General features: G+C 70.8%; 21 protein-coding genes. 5 read left to right on the top strand and 16 right to left on the bottom strand.

The window, feature by feature from the left end; translation table 11 throughout:
* Positions 1 to 76 precede the first annotated feature (76 nt).
* From ABZ624_RS09490 to ABZ624_RS09460, 7 genes are all read right to left on the bottom strand, one after another.
* Positions 77 to 964, bottom strand: a complete 888-nt coding sequence (locus tag ABZ624_RS09490; RefSeq protein ID WP_360084398.1) for a Cof-type HAD-IIB family hydrolase — start codon at positions 962 to 964, stop codon at positions 77 to 79.
* A gap of 124 nt (positions 965 to 1,088) precedes the next feature.
* A complete protein-coding gene (locus ABZ624_RS09485; RefSeq protein WP_360084395.1) occupies positions 1,089 to 1,991 on the bottom strand; it encodes an LLM class flavin-dependent oxidoreductase in 903 nt (300 codons plus the stop codon).
* Positions 1,992 to 2,033: 42 nt separating this feature from the next.
* Positions 2,034 to 2,492 (bottom strand): hypothetical protein, encoded by a 459-nt coding sequence (locus ABZ624_RS09480; RefSeq protein ID WP_360084393.1) that lies wholly within the window; start codon positions 2,490 to 2,492, stop codon positions 2,034 to 2,036.
* Between the two features lie 33 nt (positions 2,493 to 2,525).
* Positions 2,526 to 3,086, bottom strand: a complete 561-nt coding sequence (locus tag ABZ624_RS09475) for an RNA 2'-phosphotransferase (RefSeq protein ID WP_360084390.1) — start codon at positions 3,084 to 3,086, stop codon at positions 2,526 to 2,528.
* Between the two features lie 120 nt (positions 3,087 to 3,206).
* On the bottom strand, positions 3,207 to 4,154 hold the full coding sequence (locus ABZ624_RS09470) for a MerR family transcriptional regulator (protein ID WP_360084387.1): 948 nt from the start codon (positions 4,152 to 4,154) through the stop codon (positions 3,207 to 3,209).
* Between the two features lies 1 nt (position 4,155).
* Positions 4,156 to 5,910: an SDR family oxidoreductase gene (locus ABZ624_RS09465; protein ID WP_360084384.1), complete on the bottom strand. Its 1,755-nt coding sequence runs from the start codon at positions 5,908 to 5,910 to the stop codon at positions 4,156 to 4,158.
* Positions 5,907 to 6,749 (bottom strand): M24 family metallopeptidase, encoded by an 843-nt coding sequence (locus ABZ624_RS09460; protein ID WP_360084381.1) that lies wholly within the window; start codon positions 6,747 to 6,749, stop codon positions 5,907 to 5,909. Before ABZ624_RS09460 ends, ABZ624_RS09465 begins: the two co-directional genes overlap by 4 nt.
* A gap of 255 nt (positions 6,750 to 7,004) precedes the next feature.
* On the opposite strand from ABZ624_RS09460, the gene ABZ624_RS09455 reads away from it, so the two are divergent.
* The 5 genes from ABZ624_RS09455 to ABZ624_RS09435 all read left to right on the top strand — a co-directional run bounded on the left by ABZ624_RS09455 (position 7,005) and on the right by ABZ624_RS09435 (position 10,844).
* A complete protein-coding gene (locus ABZ624_RS09455) occupies positions 7,005 to 7,988 on the top strand; it encodes an ABC transporter ATP-binding protein (RefSeq protein ID WP_360085188.1) in 984 nt (327 codons plus the stop codon).
* A complete protein-coding gene (locus ABZ624_RS09450; RefSeq protein ID WP_360084378.1) occupies positions 7,978 to 8,886 on the top strand; it encodes an ABC transporter permease subunit in 909 nt (302 codons plus the stop codon). Before ABZ624_RS09455 ends, ABZ624_RS09450 begins: the two co-directional genes overlap by 11 nt.
* On the top strand, positions 8,883 to 9,794 hold the full coding sequence (locus ABZ624_RS09445) for an ABC transporter ATP-binding protein (RefSeq protein ID WP_360084375.1): 912 nt from the start codon (positions 8,883 to 8,885) through the stop codon (positions 9,792 to 9,794). The genes ABZ624_RS09450 and ABZ624_RS09445 overlap by 4 nt, the downstream gene beginning before the upstream one ends.
* Positions 9,795 to 9,804: 10 nt before the next feature.
* On the top strand, positions 9,805 to 10,524 hold the full coding sequence (locus tag ABZ624_RS09440; protein WP_360084372.1) for an ABC transporter permease: 720 nt from the start codon (positions 9,805 to 9,807) through the stop codon (positions 10,522 to 10,524).
* A gap of 77 nt (positions 10,525 to 10,601) precedes the next feature.
* Entirely contained in the window at positions 10,602 to 10,844 is a 243-nt protein-coding gene (locus tag ABZ624_RS09435) for a hypothetical protein (protein WP_360084369.1), read from the top strand.
* A 407-nt stretch (positions 10,845 to 11,251) separates the two neighbouring features.
* Here the strand turns inward: ABZ624_RS09435 and ABZ624_RS09430 are convergent, their stop codons facing one another.
* The 9 genes from ABZ624_RS09430 to ABZ624_RS09390 all read right to left on the bottom strand — a co-directional run bounded on the left by ABZ624_RS09430 (position 11,252) and on the right by ABZ624_RS09390 (position 21,043).
* Complete coding sequence (locus tag ABZ624_RS09430; protein ID WP_360084366.1) at positions 11,252 to 12,052, bottom strand: HAD family hydrolase; 801 nt, start codon at positions 12,050 to 12,052, stop codon at positions 11,252 to 11,254.
* A complete protein-coding gene (gene serS / locus ABZ624_RS09425; RefSeq protein ID WP_360084363.1) occupies positions 12,049 to 13,326 on the bottom strand; it encodes a serine--tRNA ligase in 1,278 nt (425 codons plus the stop codon). Before serS ends, ABZ624_RS09430 begins: the two co-directional genes overlap by 4 nt.
* Before the next feature lie 530 nt (positions 13,327 to 13,856).
* Positions 13,857 to 14,789, bottom strand: coding sequence for a prephenate dehydratase (gene pheA, locus ABZ624_RS09420; RefSeq protein WP_360084360.1), 933 nt, complete (start codon positions 14,787 to 14,789; stop codon positions 13,857 to 13,859).
* A gap of 82 nt (positions 14,790 to 14,871) precedes the next feature.
* On the bottom strand, positions 14,872 to 16,155 hold the full coding sequence (gene efeB / locus ABZ624_RS09415; protein ID WP_360084357.1) for an iron uptake transporter deferrochelatase/peroxidase subunit: 1,284 nt from the start codon (positions 16,153 to 16,155) through the stop codon (positions 14,872 to 14,874).
* 8 nt (positions 16,156 to 16,163) lie between these two features.
* Positions 16,164 to 18,071, bottom strand: a complete 1,908-nt coding sequence (locus tag ABZ624_RS09410) for a copper resistance protein CopC (RefSeq protein WP_360084354.1) — start codon at positions 18,069 to 18,071, stop codon at positions 16,164 to 16,166.
* 17 nt (positions 18,072 to 18,088) lie between these two features.
* Positions 18,089 to 18,556, bottom strand: a complete 468-nt coding sequence (locus tag ABZ624_RS09405; protein WP_360084350.1) for a copper chaperone PCu(A)C — start codon at positions 18,554 to 18,556, stop codon at positions 18,089 to 18,091.
* Positions 18,553 to 19,206: an SCO family protein gene (locus tag ABZ624_RS09400; protein ID WP_360084347.1), complete on the bottom strand. Its 654-nt coding sequence runs from the start codon at positions 19,204 to 19,206 to the stop codon at positions 18,553 to 18,555. Before ABZ624_RS09400 ends, ABZ624_RS09405 begins: the two co-directional genes overlap by 4 nt.
* Before the next feature lie 121 nt (positions 19,207 to 19,327).
* Positions 19,328 to 20,062 carry a YcnI family protein gene (locus ABZ624_RS09395; protein ID WP_360084344.1) on the bottom strand — a complete coding sequence of 245 codons (735 nt, stop codon included), beginning with the start codon at positions 20,060 to 20,062 and terminating at the stop codon, positions 19,328 to 19,330.
* A 120-nt stretch (positions 20,063 to 20,182) separates the two neighbouring features.
* Positions 20,183 to 21,043 (bottom strand): hypothetical protein, encoded by an 861-nt coding sequence (locus tag ABZ624_RS09390; RefSeq protein WP_360084341.1) that lies wholly within the window; start codon positions 21,041 to 21,043, stop codon positions 20,183 to 20,185.
* Positions 21,044 to 21,153 lie beyond the last annotated feature (110 nt).

The raw sequence follows: 21,153 nt of genomic DNA, 5'->3' as shown, positions 1-21,153 counted from the left end.
GTTCCGGGAGCAAAAGGGACGGGGAGAACGGCGGCGGCACGACGCTGGTGGGGCGTCGTACCAGTGACCGGCCCGGTCAGAGGGTTTCCGCCAGCAGTTGTTCGATGACGACCGCGACACCGTCCTCGTTGTTGGCGACCGTACGGCCCGACGCGGCTGCGATGACGTCCGGGTGGGCGTTGCCCATCGCGTACGAGTGGCCGGCCCAGGTCAGCATCTCGACGTCGTTGGGCATGTCGCCGAAGGCGACGACCTCCTCGTGCGAGATACCGCGCTCGGCGCAGCACAGGGCGAGTGTGCTGGCCTTGGAGACATCGGGGCCGCTCAGTTCGAGCAGGGCGCTGGGGCTGGAGCGGGTGACGTTGGCGCGGTCGCCGATCGCGAGCCGGGCGAGCGTGAGGAAGGCGTCCGGGTCGAGGTCCGGGTGGTAGGCCAGGATCTTGAGCACGGGCTGGTCGGCGTCCGGGCCATGGGGGGCGAGGAGTTGCTCGGCGGCCAGCAGGTTGTCCGGTATCTCCATGTGCAGCTTGGGGTAGTCCGGCTCCTGGTGGAAGCCGTAGGTCTGCTCGACCGCGAACACCGTGCCGGGTGCCGCCTCGCGCAGCAGTCGCACGGCGTCCAGGGCGTTGTCGCGGGCCAGTTCGCGCACCTTCACGAAGCGGTGGGCGCCGGGGCCGCCGTGCAGGTCGACCACGGCGGCGCCGTTGCCGCAGATCGCCAGGCCGTGGCCGTGGACGTGGTCGCTGACGACGTCCATCCAGCGGGCCGGGCGGCCGGTGACGAAGAAGACCTCGATGCCCGCCTCCTCCGCGGCCGCCAGCGCGGCGACCGTGCGAGGTGAGACCGACTTGTCGTCGCGCAGCAGTGTGCCGTCGAGGTCGGTGGCGATCAGCCGCGGTCGAACGGCGGCGGCGGGAGTTCCGGGCTGTCTGGTCGCTGAGGTCACCCGGCCATTCTCACGCATATGCCAGCACGGCCGTGCGGGACTGCGCACAGATGAGACACAGATGACGCTCAGCGCCCGTCAGCCGGAATATCCGTCAGCCCGAACGCCCGCCGGCCCGAACGCCCGTCAGTGCGGGTGTCCCTCAGCTCAGCTGAGCCGCGGCCTCCATCGCGATCTGCTCGAAGACCTTCTCGTCCGTGGCGAAGTCGGAGTCCGGGATGGGCCAGTGGATCACGATCTCGGTGAAGCCCAGTTCCTGGTGGCGGCCGGCGAAGTCCACGAAGGCGTCCAGGGACTGAAGCGGCCGGGCGCGGTCCGGGGTGAATCCCGTGAGCAGGATCTTCTCCAGGCCGGCCACGTCCCGCCCGGCGTCCGCGCAGGCCTCGGACAGCTTGGTGATCTGCCCGCGCAGGGCCTCGACGGACTGCTCCGGGGTGCCGGACTCGTACAGCTTCGGGTCGCCGGTGGTCACCCAGGCCTGCCCGTGCCGCGCGGCGAGCTTCAGGCCGCGCGGTCCGGTGGCCGCCACCGCGAACCGTAGCCGGGGCCGCTGCACACAGCCCGGGATGTTCCGGGCCTCGTGCGCCGAGTAGAAGCGGCCCTCGTGCGTCACCGCGTCCTCGGTGAGCAGCCGGTCCAGCAGCGGCACGAACTCGGCGAACCGATCGGCGCGCTCACGCGGGCTCCACGGCTCCTGGCCCAGCGCGGTGGCGTCGAAACCGGTGCCGCCGGCGCCGATGCCGAGGGTGATCCGGCCGCCGGAGATGTCGTCCAGGGAGATCAGCTCCTTGGCGAGGGTCACCGGGTGTCGGAAGTTCGGCGAGGTCACCAGCGTGCCCAGGCGCAGCCGCTCGGTGACGCCGGCGGCGGCCGTCAGGGTCGGGACGGCGCCGAACCAGGGCCCGTCACGGAAGCTGCGCCAGGACAGGTGGTCGTAGGTGTACGCGGTGTGGAAGCCGAGCTGTTCGGCCCGCACCCAGGCCGAACGGCCGCCTTCGCTCCAGCGGCGGTAGGGCAGGATCACGGTGCTCAGGCGCAGAGTCATGCGTTCGAGAGTAAGCGGCCCCATGGACAACGGACCAAACGGTCACCGAACGCGGCTGCTCAGCCACGGGCTGAGCAGGACCATCGGGACGTACTCCTTGTGTGCGCGGTCGCCGGGCAGCGGGACGACCAGGCGGTAGCCGGGCGGGAAGCGGCGCGCTCTGACGTGGGCGAGGCCCTCGAAGACGGAGCGGAGGAAGGCGGGCACGTCGTCGCGCGGGATGTCGTGGCACTGAATGCCCTCGACCGTGATCAGCGCGTCGCCCTCCGGGAAGAGCCGCACGCTCACCCGGGGTACGCCGCCGAACTCTGCGTACGCCTCGTGCGGCAGGGTGCCGTCGGGGTCCGTGGTCGCACCGACGCCCGCGGCGCTGCGGCGGGAGGTCTGGTCGGCACCGATGTCGTGGGTCACCTCGATCTCGCGCGCGTAACGGGCGGCGAGGGCGCGCAGCGCGGTGACGGCGGCCTCGGTGGTCGGCAAGTGCTCGCGCGAGTGGTCCATACCGCGATCATGGCCTTTGGCCGGTTCTCTGTGTCAGTGGGGCTCCGGAAAACGCAGGTACCGCGGTGGTACGGCCCTCGTCAGCCAGACCCCGTTGGCGCTGACGCGGAAGAGGTGGCCGTCGCGGTGCATGGCGCCGGCGTCGACGGCGAGCACCACGGGGCGGCCGCGGCGGGCACCGACCCGGGTGGCGGTCTCGCGGTCGGCGGAGAGGTGGACGTCGTGCCGGCTCATGGGCCTCAGTCCGTCGGCACGGATCGCGTCCAGGTTCCGGGCGACGGTCCCGTGGTACAGGTACGCCGGCGGGGTCGCCGGGGGCAGGCCGAGGTCGACGTCGATGCTGTGGCCCTGGCTGGCCCGGATCCTGCTGCCCTCGATCGCGAAGCGCCGCTTGTCGTTGGTGGCCACCACGTGGTCCAGTTCCTCGCGCGTGAACCGGAAGCCGTGAGCGGCGGCCGCGGCGATCAGCGAGTCGATCTCCACCCAGCCTCCGGGATCCAGCGTGAGCCCGATCCGCTGCGGCTGGTGGCGCAGATGCTTGGAGAGGTACTTCGACACCTTCACGGTGCGTCTTTCGTCGTATTGCCCGTTCATACGCCCAGCGTGCGGGAGAGGCGTGCAGTACGCAGGTTTTTTTGTTCGTAGGTTTGATCCACAAGCAAGTCGGGTTATCCACAAGCAAATTGATGAACCTGTGGACAAGTGACGTCCCTTCTAGGGTGGTTCGCCAACTCCTCTGTCAATCATGGCGTCTGTCGCCAGCTCATCCAAAGCGCGTGCCGCCAGCTCGCGTTCGACCGCCAGGGCGATGAACTCGGAGACGCGTGTGTGCCCAACGAGCCGCTCCACGGCGTCGATCGTCTTGGCGGGAAGGGCGACCGAACGGGCGCCGTGCTGCTCTTCCGGGGACTGGGCCGCGCCGAGACGCGTGCGCAGCTGGCGGGTGGCCAATGAGCGCATCGCACGGGCCAGTTCGGCGTCCATCGTCTGCTGGGCCAGCGGGCGCAGCCGGCGCACGAGCGAGGCGGCCTCCGCCGCGTCCGCGTCCGTGCGGCGCTCGGGATCGTGCAGACAGCGCGCGAAGACGTATTCGGTGGTGAACTCCAGGAAACGGGCGGCGATGTACTCGACCTGTCCCCGCAACTCCCGCAGATGGCCCGAGATGGCGGAGAGCGGAACTCCGGCGGCATGCAACTCCACTGCCACGGACAGCTCTTGGGGACTCGGGACAAGGAACGCGTCGGGATCACCGTCGATCCGCTCCAGCACACCGAGTTCGACCGCCTCGCTCACGGCGTCGTCGTCGGGTGTGCCGCCGAAGCGGGCGTCCAGTTCGGCGCGCGTGACGCGGTCGGGGCGCTCGTCCGTCCAGGGCCCCTCCACCTCGGTGACCAGGCCGAGCACCCCGCCCAGGCCACGGCCCGTGTCCCAGGCGTCCAGCAGCTCCTTGATCGAGGCCAGTGTGTAGCCGCGGTCGAGGAGATGGGCGATCTGGTGGAGCCGGGTGACGTGCGCCCCGGAGTAGACGTTGGCCCGGCCCCGGCGCTCGGGCCGGGGGAGCAGACCGCGGTCCTGGTAGGCGCGGATGGTCCGGACCGTGGTGGCGGTGTGGTGGGCAAGGTCCTCGATGCGGTAGGTCGGCTGCGGCGGCGGGTCGGTCATGTCACAGCCTCGGCTCCACGCGCGCGATCCGCCGCAACGCCCCCGGCAGGAAACGGGACATGAGGTGGGCGCCGCGGGCCTCCGGGGTCACCGGGACGACCGCCCGGTTGCGGGCCACCGCGTCCAGGATCGCCGCGGCCACCTTCTCCGGCGGGTAGTTGCGCATGCCGTACAGACGGGCCGAGTTCTTCTGCCGGCGGCGCTCCTCCGCCTCGTCCACACCGGCGAAGCGGGCCGTCGCGGTGATGTTGGTGTTGACGAAACCGGGGCAGATCGCCGTGACACCGATGCCCTGCCCGGCGAGTTCGGCGCGCAGGCACTCGGAGAGCATCAGCACCGCCGCCTTGGAGGTGCTGTAGGCGGGCAGGGCTCGGGAGGGCTGGAAGGCCGCCGCCGAGGCGATGTTGACGATGTGGCCGCCCTGGCCGCGCTCGGCCATCCGCCCGCCGAAGAGCCGGCAGCCGTGGATCACGCCCCACAGGTTCACGTCGAGGACCCTGCGCCAGTCGTCGGACGTGGTGGCGAAGAACGAGCCCGACAGACCGATGCCCGCGTTGTTGACCAGCACGTCCGGCACGCCGTACGCGCGGTGCACCTTCTCGGCGAGCTTCTCCATCGCCTGCTCGTCGGAGACGTCGGCCGTCTCCGCCCAGGCCTCGGGCGCGCCGACCAGCCGGGACAGCTCGGCGGTGCGGGCCGCGGCCTCGGTGTCGCGGTCGACGGCCACCACGCGCGCACCGGCCTCCGCGAACGCGAACGCCGTGGCCCGGCCGATGCCGCTGCCCGCCCCGGTGACCAGCACCAACTGGCCCCCGAACCGGTCGGCGTGGCGGCCGGTGGCCTTCGGCTCCAGGCGGCCGCCTTCCACGGACAGGATGAATTCCCCGATCCAGGAAGCGAGCTGATCGGGCCGGGTGCGCGGGATCCAGTGCTTGGCGGGGAGCGTGCGGCGGGTCAGCTGGGGCACCCACTGCTCCAGGTCGTCGTAGAGGTGCTCGGAGAGGAACGCGTCCCCCTGGGGCGTGATGAGCTGCACGGGCGCGTGCGCGTACGCGTCGGGGCGCGGCCTCGCCAGCCGGGCGCGGACGTTGTCGCGGTACAGCCAGGCGCCGTGCGCCGCGTCGGAGGGCAGCGAGGAGGTCGGATAGCCGTCGGCGGGGACCTTCTCGACCCGCTGGAGGATCTTCGGCCAGCGCCTGCCGAGCGGGCCGCGCCAGGCCAGCTCGGGCAGGACCGGTGTGTGCAGCAGGTACACGTACCAGGACTTGGCGCCCTGGCCGAGGAGCTGGCCCACCCGGCGGGGCGTCGGACGCTTCACGCGCGCGTTGATCCAGTGCCCGAAGTGGTCCAGGGACGGCCCGGACATCGATGTGAAGGAGGCGATACGGCCCTCCGTGCGGCCGACCGTGACGAACTCCCAGGACTGCACCGACCCCCAGTCGTGCCCGACCAGGTGGACCGGGCGGTCCGGGCTGACCGCGTCCACGACGGCGAGGAAGTCGTCGGTGAGCTTGGCCAGCGTGAAGCCGCCGCGCAGCGGCCGGGGTGCCGTCGAGCGGCCATGGCCCCGGACGTCGTACAGGACCACGTGGAAGCGGTCGGCGAGGCGGACGGCGACCTCCGACCAGACCTCCTTGCTGTCCGGGTAGCCGTGCACCAGTACCACCGTCGGCTGTTCCGGGTCGCCCAGCTCGGCCACGCACAGCTCGACCCCGCCGGTCGCCACCCGGCGCTCCCGCGCGCCTTTCGGTGTCATTTCTCCTCCGCCCAGCGCCGCACGTGCGGCAGATCGTCGTCCAGCCAGAAGGCGCTCTCTTCGGGGTCCGTCGAGTCCGTGACCACGAGGATCTCCTCGAACTTGGCGCCCGTCCCCCGGAAGCCGAGGTGTGGTTCGACCGCCCACAGGCCCGGCTGCGGCGGATGGTCCGAGAAGCGGTACGGCGACCACAGCGGTGACCAGCCCTCGCGGTGGCCGTGCAGCGCGTCGGCGGCCAGGCCCTTCAGGGACTGCGTACCGAACCCGAAGAGACGGGGGGAGAAGCGGCGCTGCCTCACGCGGTCCACCTTGTGGGCGATCACGCCGAACGGGTACGCGCGATGCCGGTTGGCGTAGCCCTGGCGGACCATGAGCCGGTCCACGTCCTCATAGATCTCGCGCAGCGGACGCCGCTCGCGCACCTCGCGCAGGATCAGCTCCCGGTGCGCCTCCAGGTCGGCCATCAGCCGGTCCTGCACCGGGTTCACGCCGAGCGAGCCCGAGTAGCCGATGTCCGCCGTGTATCCCTGGTACACCGGCGCCATGTCCAGGATGAACGGCATCCCGGGCTCCAGGGCGCGGTCGGTGGGGAAGAACTGCAGGGGTATGCGGAAGTTCACGAACGCCGTGCGGTCGCCGAACCAGGCGAAGGGCAGGTGGAACCAGTCCCGCACCCCGCGCTCGCGCAGCCACTCGCGCTGCATCCGCGCCGCCTCGCGCTCGGTCACACCCGGCTCCAGCCGCGCCGCGACCGCCTCCGCGCACTCGTAGGCGAGGCGCTGCACCCGCCTGAACCCGCCCAGTCCTGCGGCGAGTTCGCTGTTCACTGCCGTCGTCATGCCGCCCCGTCCCGTCGTGCCGTCGACTCGTCCACTCGTCCGGTCGACCGCGGTACGCGTCCGTAACTTGACACTGGTGAATGTGACAGTTGTTAGAGGTGGCGTCAATAGGCTGGCCCGCGGCCTGTGGACAACTCGCGGTAACCCTGAGGCAGGGCATCCCCTAGGGCCCCGTAATACCTGGGTCTGACGCGAAGACGGCTCTGAGGTCTGACGACCGGCGTGGCTCGGATCACTACCGTCGTAGACGTGACTGTGATCGCGACCGAAAGCCTGAGCAAGCGGTTCCCCCGGGTGACCGCGCTCGACCGGCTGTCCGTGGACATCGGGCCCGGTGTGACCGGACTCGTCGGAGCCAACGGCGCCGGCAAGTCCACCCTGATCAAGATCCTGCTGGGTCTGTCCCCCGCGAGCGAGGGCCGCGCCGAGGTGCTCGGCCTGGACGTCGCCACCAAGGGCGGCGCCATCCGCGAGCGTGTCGGCTACATGCCGGAGCACGACTGCCTGCCCCCCGACGTCTCGGCCACCGAGTTCGTCGTGCACATGGCGCGCATGTCCGGCCTGCCGCCCACCGCCGCCCGCGAGCGCACCGCGGACACGCTGCGCCACGTCGGCCTGTACGAGGAGCGCTACCGCCCCATCGGCGGCTACTCGACCGGCATGAAGCAGCGCGTGAAGCTCGCCCAGGCGCTGGTGCACGACCCGCAGCTGGTGTTCCTGGACGAGCCGACCAACGGTCTCGACCCGGTCGGCCGGGACGAGATGCTGGGCCTGATCCGCCGCATCCACACCGAGTTCGGCATCTCGGTCCTGGTCACCTCCCACCTCCTCGGTGAACTGGAACGCACCTGCGACCACGTCGTCGTCATCGACGGCGGCGCTCTGCTGCGCTCCAGCTCCACCACCGACTTCACCCAGACCACGACCACCCTCGCGATCGAGGTCACGGACAGCGACACCCACCCCGACGGCACCCGCGCGGTCCGCGACGCGCTCCACGCGCGCGGGGTGGACACCCACGCCGAGGGCGCGGGCCTGCCGGGCGCCGGACACATCCTGCTGCTGACCGCCCAGGGCGAGGAGACCTACGACCTGATCCGCGACGTCGTCGCCGACCTCGGGCTCGGCCTGGTCCGCATGGAGCAGCGCCGGCACCACATCTCCGAGGTGTTCACCAGCGCAGACGAGCAGAACAGCAACGACGAGCAGCGGAAGGAGGCCGTCGGCCATGGCGGTTGAGCAGCCCCTGATCTCCCACGCGGGCGACCAGACCCGCATCCACGACATCGGCTACCGGGGCTACGACGGCCCCCGCCTCGGCCGCGCCTACGCCCGCCGGTCGCTGTACTCGCAGTCCCTGCGTGGCGCCTACGGCCTCGGCCGCTCGGCCAAGACCAAGGTGCTGCCGATGCTGCTGTTCGCGGTGATGTGCGTGCCCGCCGCCATCATGGTGGCCGTCGCGGTCGCCACCAAGGCGCACGAACTGCCGGTGGCCTACACCCGCTACGCGATCATGATGCAGGCCGTGATCAGCCTGTACGTCGCCGCGCAGGCACCCCAGGCCGTCTCCCGCGACCTGCGCTTCAAGACCGTACCGCTGTACTTCTCGCGGCCCATCGAGACCGCCGACTACGTACGCGCCAAGTTCGCCGCGCTCGCCTCGGCGATCTTCGTCCTCACCGCGGCTCCCCTGCTCGTGATGTACGTGGGCGCGCTGCTGTCCAAGCTGGGCTTCGCCCACCAGACGAAGGAATTCGCCGAGGGACTGGTCTCCGTGGCCCTGCTCTCCCTGCTCTTCGCCGGCATCGGCCTGGTCATCGCCGCCGTCACCCCGCGCCGGGGCTTCGGCATCGCCGCGGTGATCGCCGTGATGATCATCTCCTACGGCGCGGTCAGCACGCTCCAGGCCATCGCCGACGTGCAGAACCACTCCAGCGCCATCCCGTGGATCGGCCTGTTCTCGCCCGTCACGCTGATCGACGGCGTCCAGTCGGCCTTCCTGGGCGCGACCGCCCGTAACCCCGGAGCGGTCGACCCGTCGGCCGGGCAGGGCGTGGTCTACGTCCTGGTCGTGCTCGCCCTGATCGCCGGCAGCTACGGCCTGCTGATGCGCCGCTACAAGAAGGTGGGACTGTGACGACCCTCAGCATCGACCACGTCTCCCGCTGGTTCGGCAACGTGGTCGCCGTCAACGACATCACCATGACCATCGGCCCCGGCGTCACCGGCCTGCTCGGCCCCAACGGCGCCGGAAAGTCCACCCTGATCAACATGATGGGCGGCTTCCTCGCCCCCTCCACCGGCACCGTCACCCTCGACGGTCAGCCGGTGTGGCGCAACGAGCGGATCTACCGGCACATCGGCATCGTCCCCGAACGCGAGGCGATGTACGACTTCCTCACCGGCCGTGAATTCGTCGTCGCCAACGCCGAGTTGCACGGGCTCGGCGACAAGGCAGCCCAAAAAGCCCTCGCCACCGTCGAGATGGAGTACGCGCAGGACCGGAAGATCTCCACGTACTCCAAGGGCATGCGGCAGCGCGTGAAGATGGCGAGCGCGCTGGTGCACGAGCCGTCGCTGCTCCTGCTCGACGAGCCGTTCAACGGCATGGACCCACGCCAGCGCATGCAACTGATGGACCTGCTGCGGAAGATGGGCGACGAGGGCCGCACGGTGCTGTTCTCCTCGCACATCCTCGAAGAGGTCGAGCAGCTCGCCCGGCACATCGAGGTCGTCGTCGCGGGCAGGCACGCGGCCAGTGGCGACTTCCGCAGGATCCGCCGGCTGATGACCGACCGCCCGCACCGCTATCTGGTCCGCTCCAGCGACGACCGCGCCCTCGCGGCCGCACTGATCGCCGACCCCTCGACGGCCGGCATCGAGGTCGACCTGACCGAGGGCGCGCTGCGCATCCAGGCCGTCGACTTCGGCCGCTTCACCGCCCTGCTGCCGAAGGTCGCCCGGGACCACGGCATCCGGCTGCTCACGGTCTCGCCGTCGGACGAGTCCCTGGAGTCCGTCTTTTCCTATCTGGTCGCGGCGTAGGAGGCCGAAGATGTACGACCCCACCGTCGCCCGGCTCACCTACCGGGCCCTGCTCGGCCGCCGTCGGGCCCTCATCCTGGGTGCGCTGCCGCTGCTGCTGATCGTGCTCTCCGTGGCCGTGCGCGGCCTGACGGGAGCTGACGACCAGACCGCCGCCAACGTGCTCGGCGGCTTCGCGATCGCCACCATGGTGCCGATCATCGGCGTCATCGCCGGTACGGGCGCGATCGGCCCGGAGATCGACGACGGTTCCGTCGTCTATCTGCTGTCCAAGCCGCTGAAGCGGCCCACGATCATCGTGACCAAGCTGATCGTCGCCATCGCCGTGACCATGGTCTTCTCGGCGGTACCGACCCTGATCGCGGGCCTGATCCTCAACGGCAACGGCCAGCAGATCGCCGTCGCCTACACGGTGGCCGCACTGGTCTCCTCCATCGCGTACTCCGCGCTCTTCCTGCTCCTCGGCACGGTGTCCCGGCACGCGGTGGTCTTCGGGCTGGTCTACGCACTCGTCTGGGAGGCCCTGTTCGGCTCGCTGGTGCCCGGTGCGCGCACGCTGAGCGTCCAGCAGTGGTCGCTGGCCGTCGCGCACAAGATCGCCGGAGGTGACCTGGTCACCTCGGACGTGGGCCTGACGACGGCCACCGTGCTGCTGGTGGCGGTCACCGTGCTGGCCACCTGGTACGCCGGGCAGAAGCTGCGCACGCTGAAGCTGGCGGGCGAGGAGTAGGCCTCCGGCGGCCTGACGGGGAGTTCACACCGGTCCGCGCACACTGGGCACAGCGGATGAACGGCAGGAGGCCGCTGATGGCAGAGGAGATACCGGGGAACGACGGGCACGGGCGGCCCGAGGATGACCTCTGGGACGGGCTGGTCCTGGACGACGACTTCATACGGGCCGCCGAGACCGCCGAGCCGTCGGCCCGGGCCCGGATGCTCGCCGCCCGCTGGCGCTCCGAGGAGCCGGAGCCGCAGCCGTGGCGCTCCGAGGAGCCGCCGGCGGGCTGGTTCTTCAGCAAGGCGCGGCGCCGCAGGTGGCGCCGCCGGTAATTCGGTGGCGCCCAACTCGGCGGGGAGGCAGAGTGGTTGTGTCCCTTCCGCCGGGAACGTCCCGGCGTCATGTTCTGGGAGTGGAGGTGGGCGATGTCCATGCACGGCAGTACGCCCAGCTCCCGACAGGGCGGCCCGAGGCCGGCTCCGGTGTAGTTACCCCACCGTCGAGCCCTAAAGGGCAGCCCGGGGCGGCCGCTTCGAGCACGTGAGCGCTGCGCTTGCGTGGGCCGCCTTCCCTGTGGCCCTCTCTTGCAAGGGGGCACCCGCGCTGGGGCGGCCGGATGAGTTGCGCAACTCGGCGCTGACAGGTGCCGCTGCGCCCACCCGTGCCGCCCCAGCCGCACGACTGCCCGCAGCTACGGGGCGCGAATAACGGACCCGAGTCCTACGGCGGGACCCGGCTGCTAAGACAGCAACCGCTCCAGCACCACCGCGATCCCGTCCTCCTCGTTGGAAGCCGTCACCTCGTCGGCCACCGCGCGGAGCTCCTCGTGGGCGTCTGCCATGGCCACACCGTGGGCGGCCCAGGCGAACATCGGGATGTCGTTCGGCATGTCGCCGAAGGCGATCGTGTCCGCGGCCTTCAGGCCGAGACGGCGCGCGGCGAGGGACAGGCCCGTGGCCTTGGACAGGCCCAGCGGGAGCAGTTCCACGATGCCCTCGCCCGCCATGGCGACCGTGACGAAGCCTCCGGCAGCCTGCCGGGCGGCCTCCGCGAGCTCGTCGTCGTCCATCGTCGGATGCTGTAGATAGATCTTGTTGAGGGGAGCCGTCCAGAGGTCGGACGCGTCCGTGAACGGGGTGGCCGGGAGGCTGCCGGTGACCGCATACCCCGGACCCACCAGCACCTCGCCGTCCAGACCGTCCCGGCTGGCCGCCAGGTACAGCGGGCCCACCTCGGCCTCGATCTTGGCCAGGGCCACGCCCGCCAACTGCCGGTCCAGGGTCACGGACGTCAGCAGGCGGTGCGCCCCGGCGTCGTAGACCTGCGCGCCCTGGCCGCAGACGGCGAGGCCGTCGTAGCCGAGGTCGTCCAGGATGTGCCGGGTCCACGGGACCGCGCGGCCGGTGACGACGATGTGGGCCGCGCCCGCCGCGGTGGCCGCGGCGAGCGCGTCACGGGTGCGCTGCGAGACCGACTCGTCGGAGCGCAGGAGCGTTCCGTCGAGGTCGGTGGCGATCAGCCGGTAGGGGAAACCGGTCACTTGGCGACCGGCTCCAGGACCTCCCGGCCGCCCAGGTACGGGCGCAGCACCTCGGGGACCCGGACGGAGCCGTCGGCCTGCTGGTGGTTCTCCAGGATCGCCACGATCGTGCGCGGTACGGCGCACAGCGTGCCGTTGAGCGTGGCGAGCGGCTTGACCTGCTTGCCGTCGCGGACGCGGATCGACAGGCGGCGGGACTGGAACTCGGTGCAGTCCGAGGTCGAGGTCAGCTCGCGGTACTTGCCCTGCGTCGGGATCCACGCCTCGCAGTCGTACTTGCGGGCGGCCGAGGAGCCTAGGTCACCGCTGGCGACGTCGATGACGCGGAACGGCAGCTCCAGCGAGGTCAGCCACTGCTTCTCCCACTCCAGCAGCCGCTGGTGCTCGGCCTGGGAGTCTTCCGGCGCGACGTAGGAGAACATCTCGACCTTGTCGAACTGGTGCACACGGAAGATGCCCCGGGTGTCCTTGCCGTGCGAGCCGGCCTCGCGGCGGAAGCAGGGCGAGAAGCCCGCGTACCGCAGCGGCAGCTTGTCGGCGTCGATGATCTCGTCCATGTGGTAGGCCGCCAGCGGGACCTCGGAGGTGCCGACCAGGTACAGGTCGTCCTTGTCGAGGTGGTAGACGTCCTGGGCCGCCTGGCCGAGGAAGCCGGTGCCCGCCATGGACTGGGGCCGGACCAGCGCCGGGGTGAGCATGGGCGTGAAGCCGGCCGCCGTGGCCTGCGCGATCGCCGCGTTCACCAGGGCGAGCTCCAGCAGCGCGCCGACGCCGGTGAGGAAGTAGAAGCGGGAGCCCGAGACCTTGGCGCCGCGCTCGACGTCGATCGCGCCGAGCAGCTGGCCCAGCTCCAGGTGGTCCTTGGGCGCGAAGCCCTCGGCACCGAAGTCACGGATGCTGCCGTGCGTCTCCAGCGTGACGAAGTCCTCCTCGCCGCCGACGGGTACGTCGGGGTGGACGAGGTTGCCGAGCCGGAGCAGCAGCTCCTGGGTCTCGGCGTCGGCCGCGTCGCGCTCGGCGTCGGCGGCCTTGACGTCGGCCTTCAGCTGTTCGGCCCGCTTGAGCAGCTCGGCCTTCTCGTCGGCGGTGGCCTTGGGGATCAGCTTGCCGAGCTGCTTCTGCTCGGCGCGCAGTTCGTCGAAGCGGACGCCGGAGGACCTGCGCCGCTCGTCGGCAGACAGGAGGGAGTCGACGAGCGCGACATCCTCTCCACGGGCGCGCTGGGATGCGCGCACACGGTCGGGGTCCTCACGGAGCAGGCGAAGGTCAATCACGAGCACAAGGCTACCGGTGCCGGGTTGCCGCTCACGAATCTCTATTCCGACGTGTTCGGATTCGCGACTTACGTTCCGTTATGCCGTAATTGCCGAGCGTGTCAAGGAAAAGTGTCTCACTCCCTGGGACGGGGCATGTCCCGGGCCCCGGGTTGACTGGATTCCCTTGTGGGGAAGGGGACTTGGCGGCCTGGTTGTCCACAGAAATCCACACCCTCCGAAAAGTTATCCACAGGCTGTGTGGAAGGTCTGTGGACTCCGGAATTGATCATTCCGGAAGTGGCGAACGGAGGGAAGAATTCCCGGGTCAAACCGCCTCGACACCTGCTTTCGGGTGGAAAACGGTCGCCCTGAAAGATGAACCAAAGGAAACGGATGGGCGAAGGGTGACCCATGCGACGGTGACCCGATCTAGGGGCTGCAGGGCGATTTGTCGACCCGGTCGCCCTTGTCTGTCGACTTGTCCCCAGGTCGAGAAGGGCACCTGTGGATAACCTCTGTGGATAACGATGGTATGCAGGTAGGACTGGCTAGAACCGGCCGTCCTGGCAGCGCGCCACCCAGTCCGCCGCCGCCATGAACTCCTCGTCCGAGGTCCCCGGCCGCGTCGCCGGAGCCTCGTCCGGCTTGATGTCCGCACGCGGATAGGAGCCGAGGAAGCGCACCTGAAGACAGATCCGCTTCAGTCCCATCAGCGCCTCCGCCATCCGCCGGTCGGAGATATGGCCCTCGGCGTCTATGCAGAAGCAGTAGTTGCCGATGCCGGCGCCGGTCGGCCGGGACTGCAGCAGCATCAGGTTGATCCCGCGCGAGGCGAACTCGCCCAGCAGGTCCCGCAGGGCGCCGGGGTGGTCGTCGCGCTGCCACAGCACCACCGAGGTCTTGTCTGCACCGGTCGGTGCGGCCGGCCGGGCCGGGCGGCCGACCAGCACGAACCGGGTCTGCGCGTTCTCCGCGTCGTGGATCCCGGTCTCCAGCGCCGTGAGGCCATACCGGGCGGCGGCGAACTCGCCCGCGAAAGCGGCGTCGTAACGGCCCTCCTGGACCAGGCGGGCGGCGTCCGCGTTGGAGGCGGCCGATTCCCAGATCGCGTCCGGGAGGTGCCGCCGCAGCCAGTTGCGCACCTGCGGCTGGGCCGCGGGGTGGGCGGAGACCGTCTTGATGTCCGTGAGCTCCGTGCCGGGCCGGACCAGCAGCGCGAAGGTGATCGACAGCAGCACTTCGCGGTAGATCATCAGCGGTTCGCCCGCGACCAGCTCGTCCAGGGTGGTGGTGATGCCGCCCTCGACGGAGTTCTCGATCGGTACGAACGCCGCCTCGGCCTCCCCGGCCCGCACCGCGTCCAGCGCGGACTGCACCGACACATACGGAATCAGCTCCCGGGTGGCCGCCTCCGGAAGAGTCCGCAGGGCGACCTCGGTGAAGGTGCCCTCCGGGCCGAGATACGCATAGCTCGCTGGCATGTCCTCACCCTAATGGGCGCAGCGCCCCGCGGCCTCGGTGTCCCACGAACACCACACGACCGGGTGGTTTGGATCCGGATATTCACCCTTCCAGCAGCCGCTGCCCCACATACTCGCCCTTCGCCGCCCCGCCCGGCACCGCGAACAGTCCGCTCGCCTCGTGCCGGATGAACTGCGACAGCGCGTCGCCCCGGTCGAGCTTGCGCTGCACCGGTACGAAGCCGCGCAGCGGATCCGCCTGCCAGCAGATGAACAGCAGACCGGCGTCCGGCGTGCCGTCCGTATCGAAGCCGTCGTGGTAGGAGAAGGGGCGCCGCAGCATGGCCGCGCCGCCGTTCGTGTCGGGCCGGGTGATCCGGGCGTGCGCGTTGAGCGGGATGACGTACGCGCCCTTGGCGTCGGCCTTCTCCAGGTCCATCGGGGTCGTCTCGTCGCCTCCGGACAGCGGTGCCCCGTTGGACTTCCGGCGGCCTATGACCGCCTCCTGGGCCGGCACCGACAGCTTCTCCCAGTCGTCCAGGAGCATGCGGATGCGGCGTACGACGGCGTAGGAGCCGTTTGCCATCCAGGCGGGCTCGCCCGAGGCAGGCACGAAGATCCGCCGGTCGAAGTCGGAGTCGGCCGGCTTCGGGTTGCGGGTGCCGTCCAGCTGGCCCATGAGGTTGCGGGCCGTCATGGGGTGCGCGGTGGCGCCCGGGGTGCGGTTGAAGCCGTTCATCTGCCAGCGCAGCCGGGCCGCCCCGCCCGCACCCTTCTGGACCGCACGCAGGGCGTGGAAGGCGACCAGGGCGTCGTTCGCACCGATCTGCACCCACAGGTCCCCGTCGCTGCGCGCCTTGTCGAGGTGGTCGGAGGAGAAGTCCGGCAGCGGATCCAGCGCGGTCGGCCGCTGCTTCTCCAGACCGGTCCTGCCGAAGAAGGAGTGCCCGAAGCCGAAGGTGATCGTCAGCGAGGACGGCCCGGCGTCACGGGCCACATCGGTGTCGTCGTGCGGCGCGGCCTCGCCCGCCATCAGCCGCTCGGCCGTCGTCGACCAGCGCCGCAGCAGGGCCGCCGCTTCTTTGCGGCCCGCGCCCGCCACCAGGTCGAAGGCGACGACATGGCCGCGCGCCTGGAGCCCCTCGGTGATACCGGGCTGATGTTTCCCGTGAAACATCGCCCGGTCGGAGCCAACCGAGGTCAGCGGGGTGGCCTGGGCGGGGGCGGAGGCGTAACCCACGGCCCCGCCCGCCGCGCCGAGCACAAGACCGGTGGCGCCCGCCGTACCGAGCAGGGCGCGCCGGGAGATGCCGTGGCCGCCCGCGGGCTCGGACGCCTGGGACACCTCGGCGGATGTGCGGGCCTGGGGGATGGACTGGTCGGGCATGGTGTCGTTCAGCCGATCTGAGCGTTCTTGGAGACGGTCACCTGGTCGATGTGGGAGGTCCGCACGGTGACGGCGATCTTCCAGTCGCCGGCCATGGGGATCTGCACTCCGTTGGCCGACCAGTGGCCGGTCGTGATGTGGTCGGGGGTCACGGGAAGCGGGCCGATCTTCTTCGCCTCCAGGGTGAAGGCGACCTTCACCTCGGGGATGTCGAAGGCCCGGCCGTTGGGCCGCTGGACGTACACGTGCATCTCGTTGCCGCCCACGCGCGCGGGGTCGAGGTCGATGCTGATGACGCCCTTGCCGTCGGTGCCGCCGGTGTCGAAGGGCATGTCCAGGGTCAGCGCGCCGTTCGAGGGCGCCGTGGAAGAGCTCGAAGAGGACGAGGCGGCGGTCTTGGCCTCCAACTCGGTGCGGCCCGGCTCGGTCTGGGTCAGCCAGGTGGTGACGGCGAGCAGGACGACCGCGACACCGGCCTCGGCGAGCACCGAGCGGCGCAGCCCGAAACGGTTCGGGTCGCCGTCCCGCAGCCGCTTCTGCCGGGCGGCGTCCATCGCGGCCCGCTGCCGGGCGAGCTGGGCGGCGCGCTTCGAGTCCCCGGAGCCGCTGCTCCTTCCGGCCGTCTTCGACGCGGTGACGCGCTCCTTCTCGGGCTTGCCGAGGGCGACGGCGTCGGCGAGCCGGCCCGTCCACCGCCGCGACACGGACGCGATGCCGACCAGCAGCGCCACCAGCCCGATCTTGACCAGCAGCAGCTGTCCGTACCGGGTGTCGGTGAACGCCGACCAGGAGCCCAGCTGGCGCCAGGACTGGTAGGTGCCGGTCGCGACGAGCGCGATGACGGAGCCGAGGGCCACCCGGGAGAAACGGCGCACCGCGGAGCTCTGAACGGGTGTTTCGGCGGGCGCCCGGTACAGCGCGACCAGCAGGGCGGTGAGCCCGCCCAGCCACGTGGCGACCGCGAGCAGGTGGACGACGTCGACGGGCATGGCGATACCCGGCTGGAGGCCGACCGAGGCGTGCTCGGCCATGGCCCAGCTGGTCGCGAGCCCGGCCGCGACGACCACACCGCCGATGGCCAGCCCGAAGGTCAGATCACGCTTCTCCTGGCCCTCTTCCCGCTTGGTGTACGCGCCGAAGAGGACGGCGATGAACAGTGCGGCGGCGGCGAGCAGCAGCAGCCGGGAGACCAGCGCCGCACCGGTCTTGGTCTGCAGCACCTGGCCGAGCAGACCGAGGTCGAAGACGTCGGCGACCTTCCCGGAGGTGGTGTACGCGCCGCGCAGGAGCAGCAGCCACAGGGTGGCCGCGGTGAGCGTGAGCCAGCCGCCGACGACCAGCCGCTGCAGGGCCCGTACGCTCGCGCCGCGCTGCCAGCAGGCGAGCACGAAGGCGGCGCCGCCCGCGAGCACGATGAACCCGGCGTACGACGCGTAGCGCCCGAACGCGTAGAGCCCGCCCACGACTCCGCCGCCCACGACCGGCCCGGTGCCGGAGACCACGGTCTGTGAGGGCGCCCCGATGGAGAAGGTGTAGGCGCCGGAGACGGGGTGGCTGTCGGCCGAGACGACCTGGTAGGTCACCGTGTAGGTGCCCTTGCCCAGACCGCTCTTGAGCCGTACGGCGTATGTCGTCCCGCTCAGGTTGGCGGGTTTGCCGGTCCGGACCGGCTTGCCCTTGGGGTCGAGGACGCGCAGGGAGTCGTCGTTCATCGCCACCTTCTCGGAGAAGGTGAGCGCCACCTGGCTGGGGGCCTGCTTGACCACCACCCCCTGCGCCGGGTCGCTGCCGGTCAGCGCCGCGTGGGCGGAGGCCGGTCCGGCACCCGCGAGCAGTGCGCCGGTGACGGCGAGGAACAGCAGCACCAGGGTGCGCAGGCTGCCCCAGTGCCGTGTGGGGGTGATGGTCCGCGTCACGGTGGTCGGTCCCTCCTTCAGTGGCCGGTCGACGGGTAGTACGTGGCGGACTTCACCGGCATCTCGACGGTGAGGGGCCCGGACTTGGCGAAGGTGAGCTTCACGGTGACCGTCTGGCCCTGCCTGGGCTTGCGCTTCAGCTTCTCGAACATCAGATGGCTGCCGCCGCTTTTGAACACGAGTTGACCATGGGCGGGTATCGCGAAAGAGGTCTTCTCCTGCATGGCGCCGCCCATGGTGCTGTGCATGGTGACCTGGCCGGCGGCGTCACTGCTCACCGCGGTCAGCTCGTCCTTCGCGCCGCCCTTGTTGGTGATCGTCAGAAAGCCCGCGGCCATGTCGGCGGAGACCGGCTGCGGCATGTACGGCCCGTTCACCGACAGCTCGGCCTTCGAGGAACCGGACTTCGGCCCGGAGCCCGAGCAGCCCGCGAGGGCGAGGGCACCGGTGCAGACAGCCGCCGTCAGAAGGGTGTGGCGCCTCACGGCTTCTCCCCCTTCACGAGCTTGGGCAGGTCCTTGGTGTAGTCGTCGACCGTGGCGTTCTCGCCGTAGTAGACGTAACCGCCGTCCGTCTTCGGTGAGAAGGCGATGACCTGGGTGCCGTGGACGGAGACGAGCTTGCCGTTCTTGTCCTTCGTCGTCGGCTCCACGGTGATGCCGACCGAGCGGGCACCGGCCTGGATGGTGGCGAAGTCCCCGGTCAGGCCGATGAACTGCGGGTCGATGCCCTTGAGCCACTTGCCCAGCCCGGCCGGGGTGTCACGGCCGGGATCGGTGGTGACGAAGACGACCCTCAGCTCGTCCTGCTCGGCCTTGGGCAGCGCCTTCTTGGCGACGGCGATGTTGCTCATCGTCGTCGGGCAGATGTCGGGGCAGTGGGTGTAACCGAAGTACAGCAGGGTCGGATGGCCCTGGGTCTCCTTGCGGAGGTCGTACTTCTTGCCGTGCGTGTCGGTGAGGACGAGGTCCGGCTTCTCGAAGGGTTTGTCGAGGACGATGGCGGGCTTGCCCGAGTCGGACTCCTCCGTGACCACGGCGATCGGCGACTTGCCGTCGTTCCCGCTGCCGCAGGCGGAGAGGGTCAAGGTGGCGGCGGCGAGCAGCGCGGCCGCGGCGAACGTCTTCTTGCGCATAGAAAAAGGTCCCAGATGGTGAGTACTCCGGTGCGCACCGGGTCGTACGACAGTCATGACAACGGCCATGACAGCGTCGCACGTCGTACGACCCCGGTGCGCGGTCCGGAAACGATGGGGCTCAGGCGGTGCGGCGGCGGCCCGCGAGGACGCCGTAGGCCACGCCCGCGACGCCGACGACGATGCCGGCCACGCCGAGTACGCGCGCGGTGGTGTCGGTGCGGGAGCCGGAGTCGGTGGCGGCGGCCGCGTTCCCGGCCGTGTCGGAGGTGTCCTTGGCGCTCGCCGTGCCGTGGTGGTCGTCGGTCGCGGCGGACAGCTCCAGCACCGGCGCCGGGTTCTCCGGCTCGTCCTGGCCGGCCTGCGGCACCTCGATCCAGCGGACGACCTCCTTGTCGGAGTACGTCTGGATCGCCTTGAAGACGAGCTGGTCGGTGTTGTCGGGCAGGGCGCCGAGGGAGAGCGGGAACTTCTGGAAGTAGCCGGGCTGGATGCCCTTGCCGTCGGCGGCGGTCCAGGTGACCTTGGTGACGGCCTCGTCGATCTTCTCGTGGTGCACGGTCAGCGGCTTGGCCAGCTTGGCCTTGGTGACCTGCACGTTCCAGCCGGGGACGGGCTGGGCCATGACCGAGGCGATCGGGTGGTCGGCCGGGAGGCTGACCTCGACCTTGGTGGTCGAGGCCTTGTCGCGCTCGTTGGGGACCTTGAAGTCGACGACCGCGTAGCCGCCCTTGGCCGCCGGGGTCTCCGGCTGCACGGTGACGTGCGCGAAGGCGGGGACGGACAGCGCCAGTACGGCCGTGCCCGCGACGGCGCCGGCGGTGGTGACACGAGAAGCGATGCGGGAAACCTGCATGGCAGGAGCACTCCACTCTGAGAGTTCTGATGGCGAGGAGAGGTACGCGCATGCGCGCGTGCCGCGCGACGGCGGCAGCCCTCTCCCTCTCGAATCGGTGGAGTGGTGCGGCGCGTCGCGTCAGGCGGCGAGACGGAAACCGGCGGCGGGCGGGCCGCGCCGGATCACCGTGTGCTGGAGTGCGGTGGTGTGCGGGCCGGGCGTGTCGTCCCGCGCGGTACGACGGCCGCGCGGACCGGGCGCGGAGGCGGGGAGCAGGCCGGCGCACAGGGCGTGCGCCAGCGCGAGCGCCGCCCGCAGGGACCGTACGAGCGCCCCCTCCGTGACTCCGTGCGCCGACAGCTCGATCAGCCGCAGCAGGGCCAGATCGCCGCGGCGCAGCAGCCAGCCGGCGGCGACGGCCACGAGGACGTGGCCGAGCAGCATCGGCAGCGAGGGCAGCAGCCCGGCGACGGAACCGGTGGCGCCCTGGACGTGGTCCATGCCGCCCAGGACGGTCACGGGCCGGCCCGAGCGGTCGATGAGGTGGGCGGCGAGCAGGACGTGGAAGGCGCGCCCAGGGGTGAGTGCGGCGGGGTTCGCCCCGCACAGGAAGCGCGCGGCCTGCTCCACGAGCGCGGTGTCGCTCAGCGAGGAGCCGCGCGCCCCCGGTGCCGCCATCGCCATGCCGCCCGAGGTCATCCCGCCCGAGGCCATGGCGGCCCCGTGCTGGCCCAGCCCGAACAGCGTGTGCAGCGCGCTCTGGCCGAGTGCGAGGAGCGCGGCGATGCCCGGCAGCGAGCGGGTCCGCCCGGCGAGCGGCACCACGAGCAGCAGACAGCCGACGAAGCCCGCACCCAGCGTCCACAGCGGCACTCCCGCGCAGGAGGCGAGGGCGTGTCCGCACGCGGACAGCGCCACACAGACCGCGGCGAACACCGCGGCCCGCAGGATCCGGAGCCCGGCTCCGGGACGCGCCGTGCGCGGGTGGGGGGCAGTCATGGCGGCCTCATCATCCCACTGCGCTTATCGGCGTCCTACGGCAGGGCCGCGGGAACGTCCCTCATACACCGATTCCTCCCCCGGCGCATCGGCTGTATGGGCGGAGTCAC

The sequence above is a fragment of the Streptomyces sp. NPDC007205 genome, assembly GCF_040634095.1.
GTDB lineage: Bacteria > Actinomycetota > Actinomycetes > Streptomycetales > Streptomycetaceae > Streptomyces.
Note: the sequence above shows the minus strand (reverse complement) of the source record. Positions and strands in the feature narration are given on the sequence as shown.

Coding starts and splice junctions, on each gene's coding strand:
- ABZ624_RS09470 (WP_360084387.1), bottom strand. CDS start 4,154: ATGACCGACCCGCCGCCGCAGCCGACCTACCGCATCGAGGACCTTGCC.
- ABZ624_RS09485 (WP_360084395.1), bottom strand. CDS start 1,991: ATGACTCTGCGCCTGAGCACCGTGATCCTGCCCTACCGCCGCTGGAGC.
- ABZ624_RS09390 (WP_360084341.1), bottom strand. CDS start 21,043: ATGACTGCCCCCCACCCGCGCACGGCGCGTCCCGGAGCCGGGCTCCGG.
- ABZ624_RS09475 (WP_360084390.1), bottom strand. CDS start 3,086: ATGAACGGGCAATACGACGAAAGACGCACCGTGAAGGTGTCGAAGTAC.
- ABZ624_RS09450 (WP_360084378.1), top strand. CDS start 7,978: ATGGCGGTTGAGCAGCCCCTGATCTCCCACGCGGGCGACCAGACCCGC.
- ABZ624_RS09395 (WP_360084344.1), bottom strand. CDS start 20,062: ATGCAGGTTTCCCGCATCGCTTCTCGTGTCACCACCGCCGGCGCCGTC.
- ABZ624_RS09440 (WP_360084372.1), top strand. CDS start 9,805: ATGTACGACCCCACCGTCGCCCGGCTCACCTACCGGGCCCTGCTCGGC.
- ABZ624_RS09460 (WP_360084381.1), bottom strand. CDS start 6,749: ATGACGACGGCAGTGAACAGCGAACTCGCCGCAGGACTGGGCGGGTTC.
- ABZ624_RS09465 (WP_360084384.1), bottom strand. CDS start 5,910: ATGACACCGAAAGGCGCGCGGGAGCGCCGGGTGGCGACCGGCGGGGTC.
- pheA (WP_360084360.1), bottom strand. CDS start 14,789: ATGCCAGCGAGCTATGCGTATCTCGGCCCGGAGGGCACCTTCACCGAG.
- ABZ624_RS09480 (WP_360084393.1), bottom strand. CDS start 2,492: ATGGACCACTCGCGCGAGCACTTGCCGACCACCGAGGCCGCCGTCACC.
- ABZ624_RS09490 (WP_360084398.1), bottom strand. CDS start 964: ATGCGTGAGAATGGCCGGGTGACCTCAGCGACCAGACAGCCCGGAACT.
- ABZ624_RS09400 (WP_360084347.1), bottom strand. CDS start 19,206: ATGCGCAAGAAGACGTTCGCCGCGGCCGCGCTGCTCGCCGCCGCCACC.
- efeB (WP_360084357.1), bottom strand. CDS start 16,155: ATGCCCGACCAGTCCATCCCCCAGGCCCGCACATCCGCCGAGGTGTCC.
- ABZ624_RS09435 (WP_360084369.1), top strand. CDS start 10,602: ATGGCAGAGGAGATACCGGGGAACGACGGGCACGGGCGGCCCGAGGAT.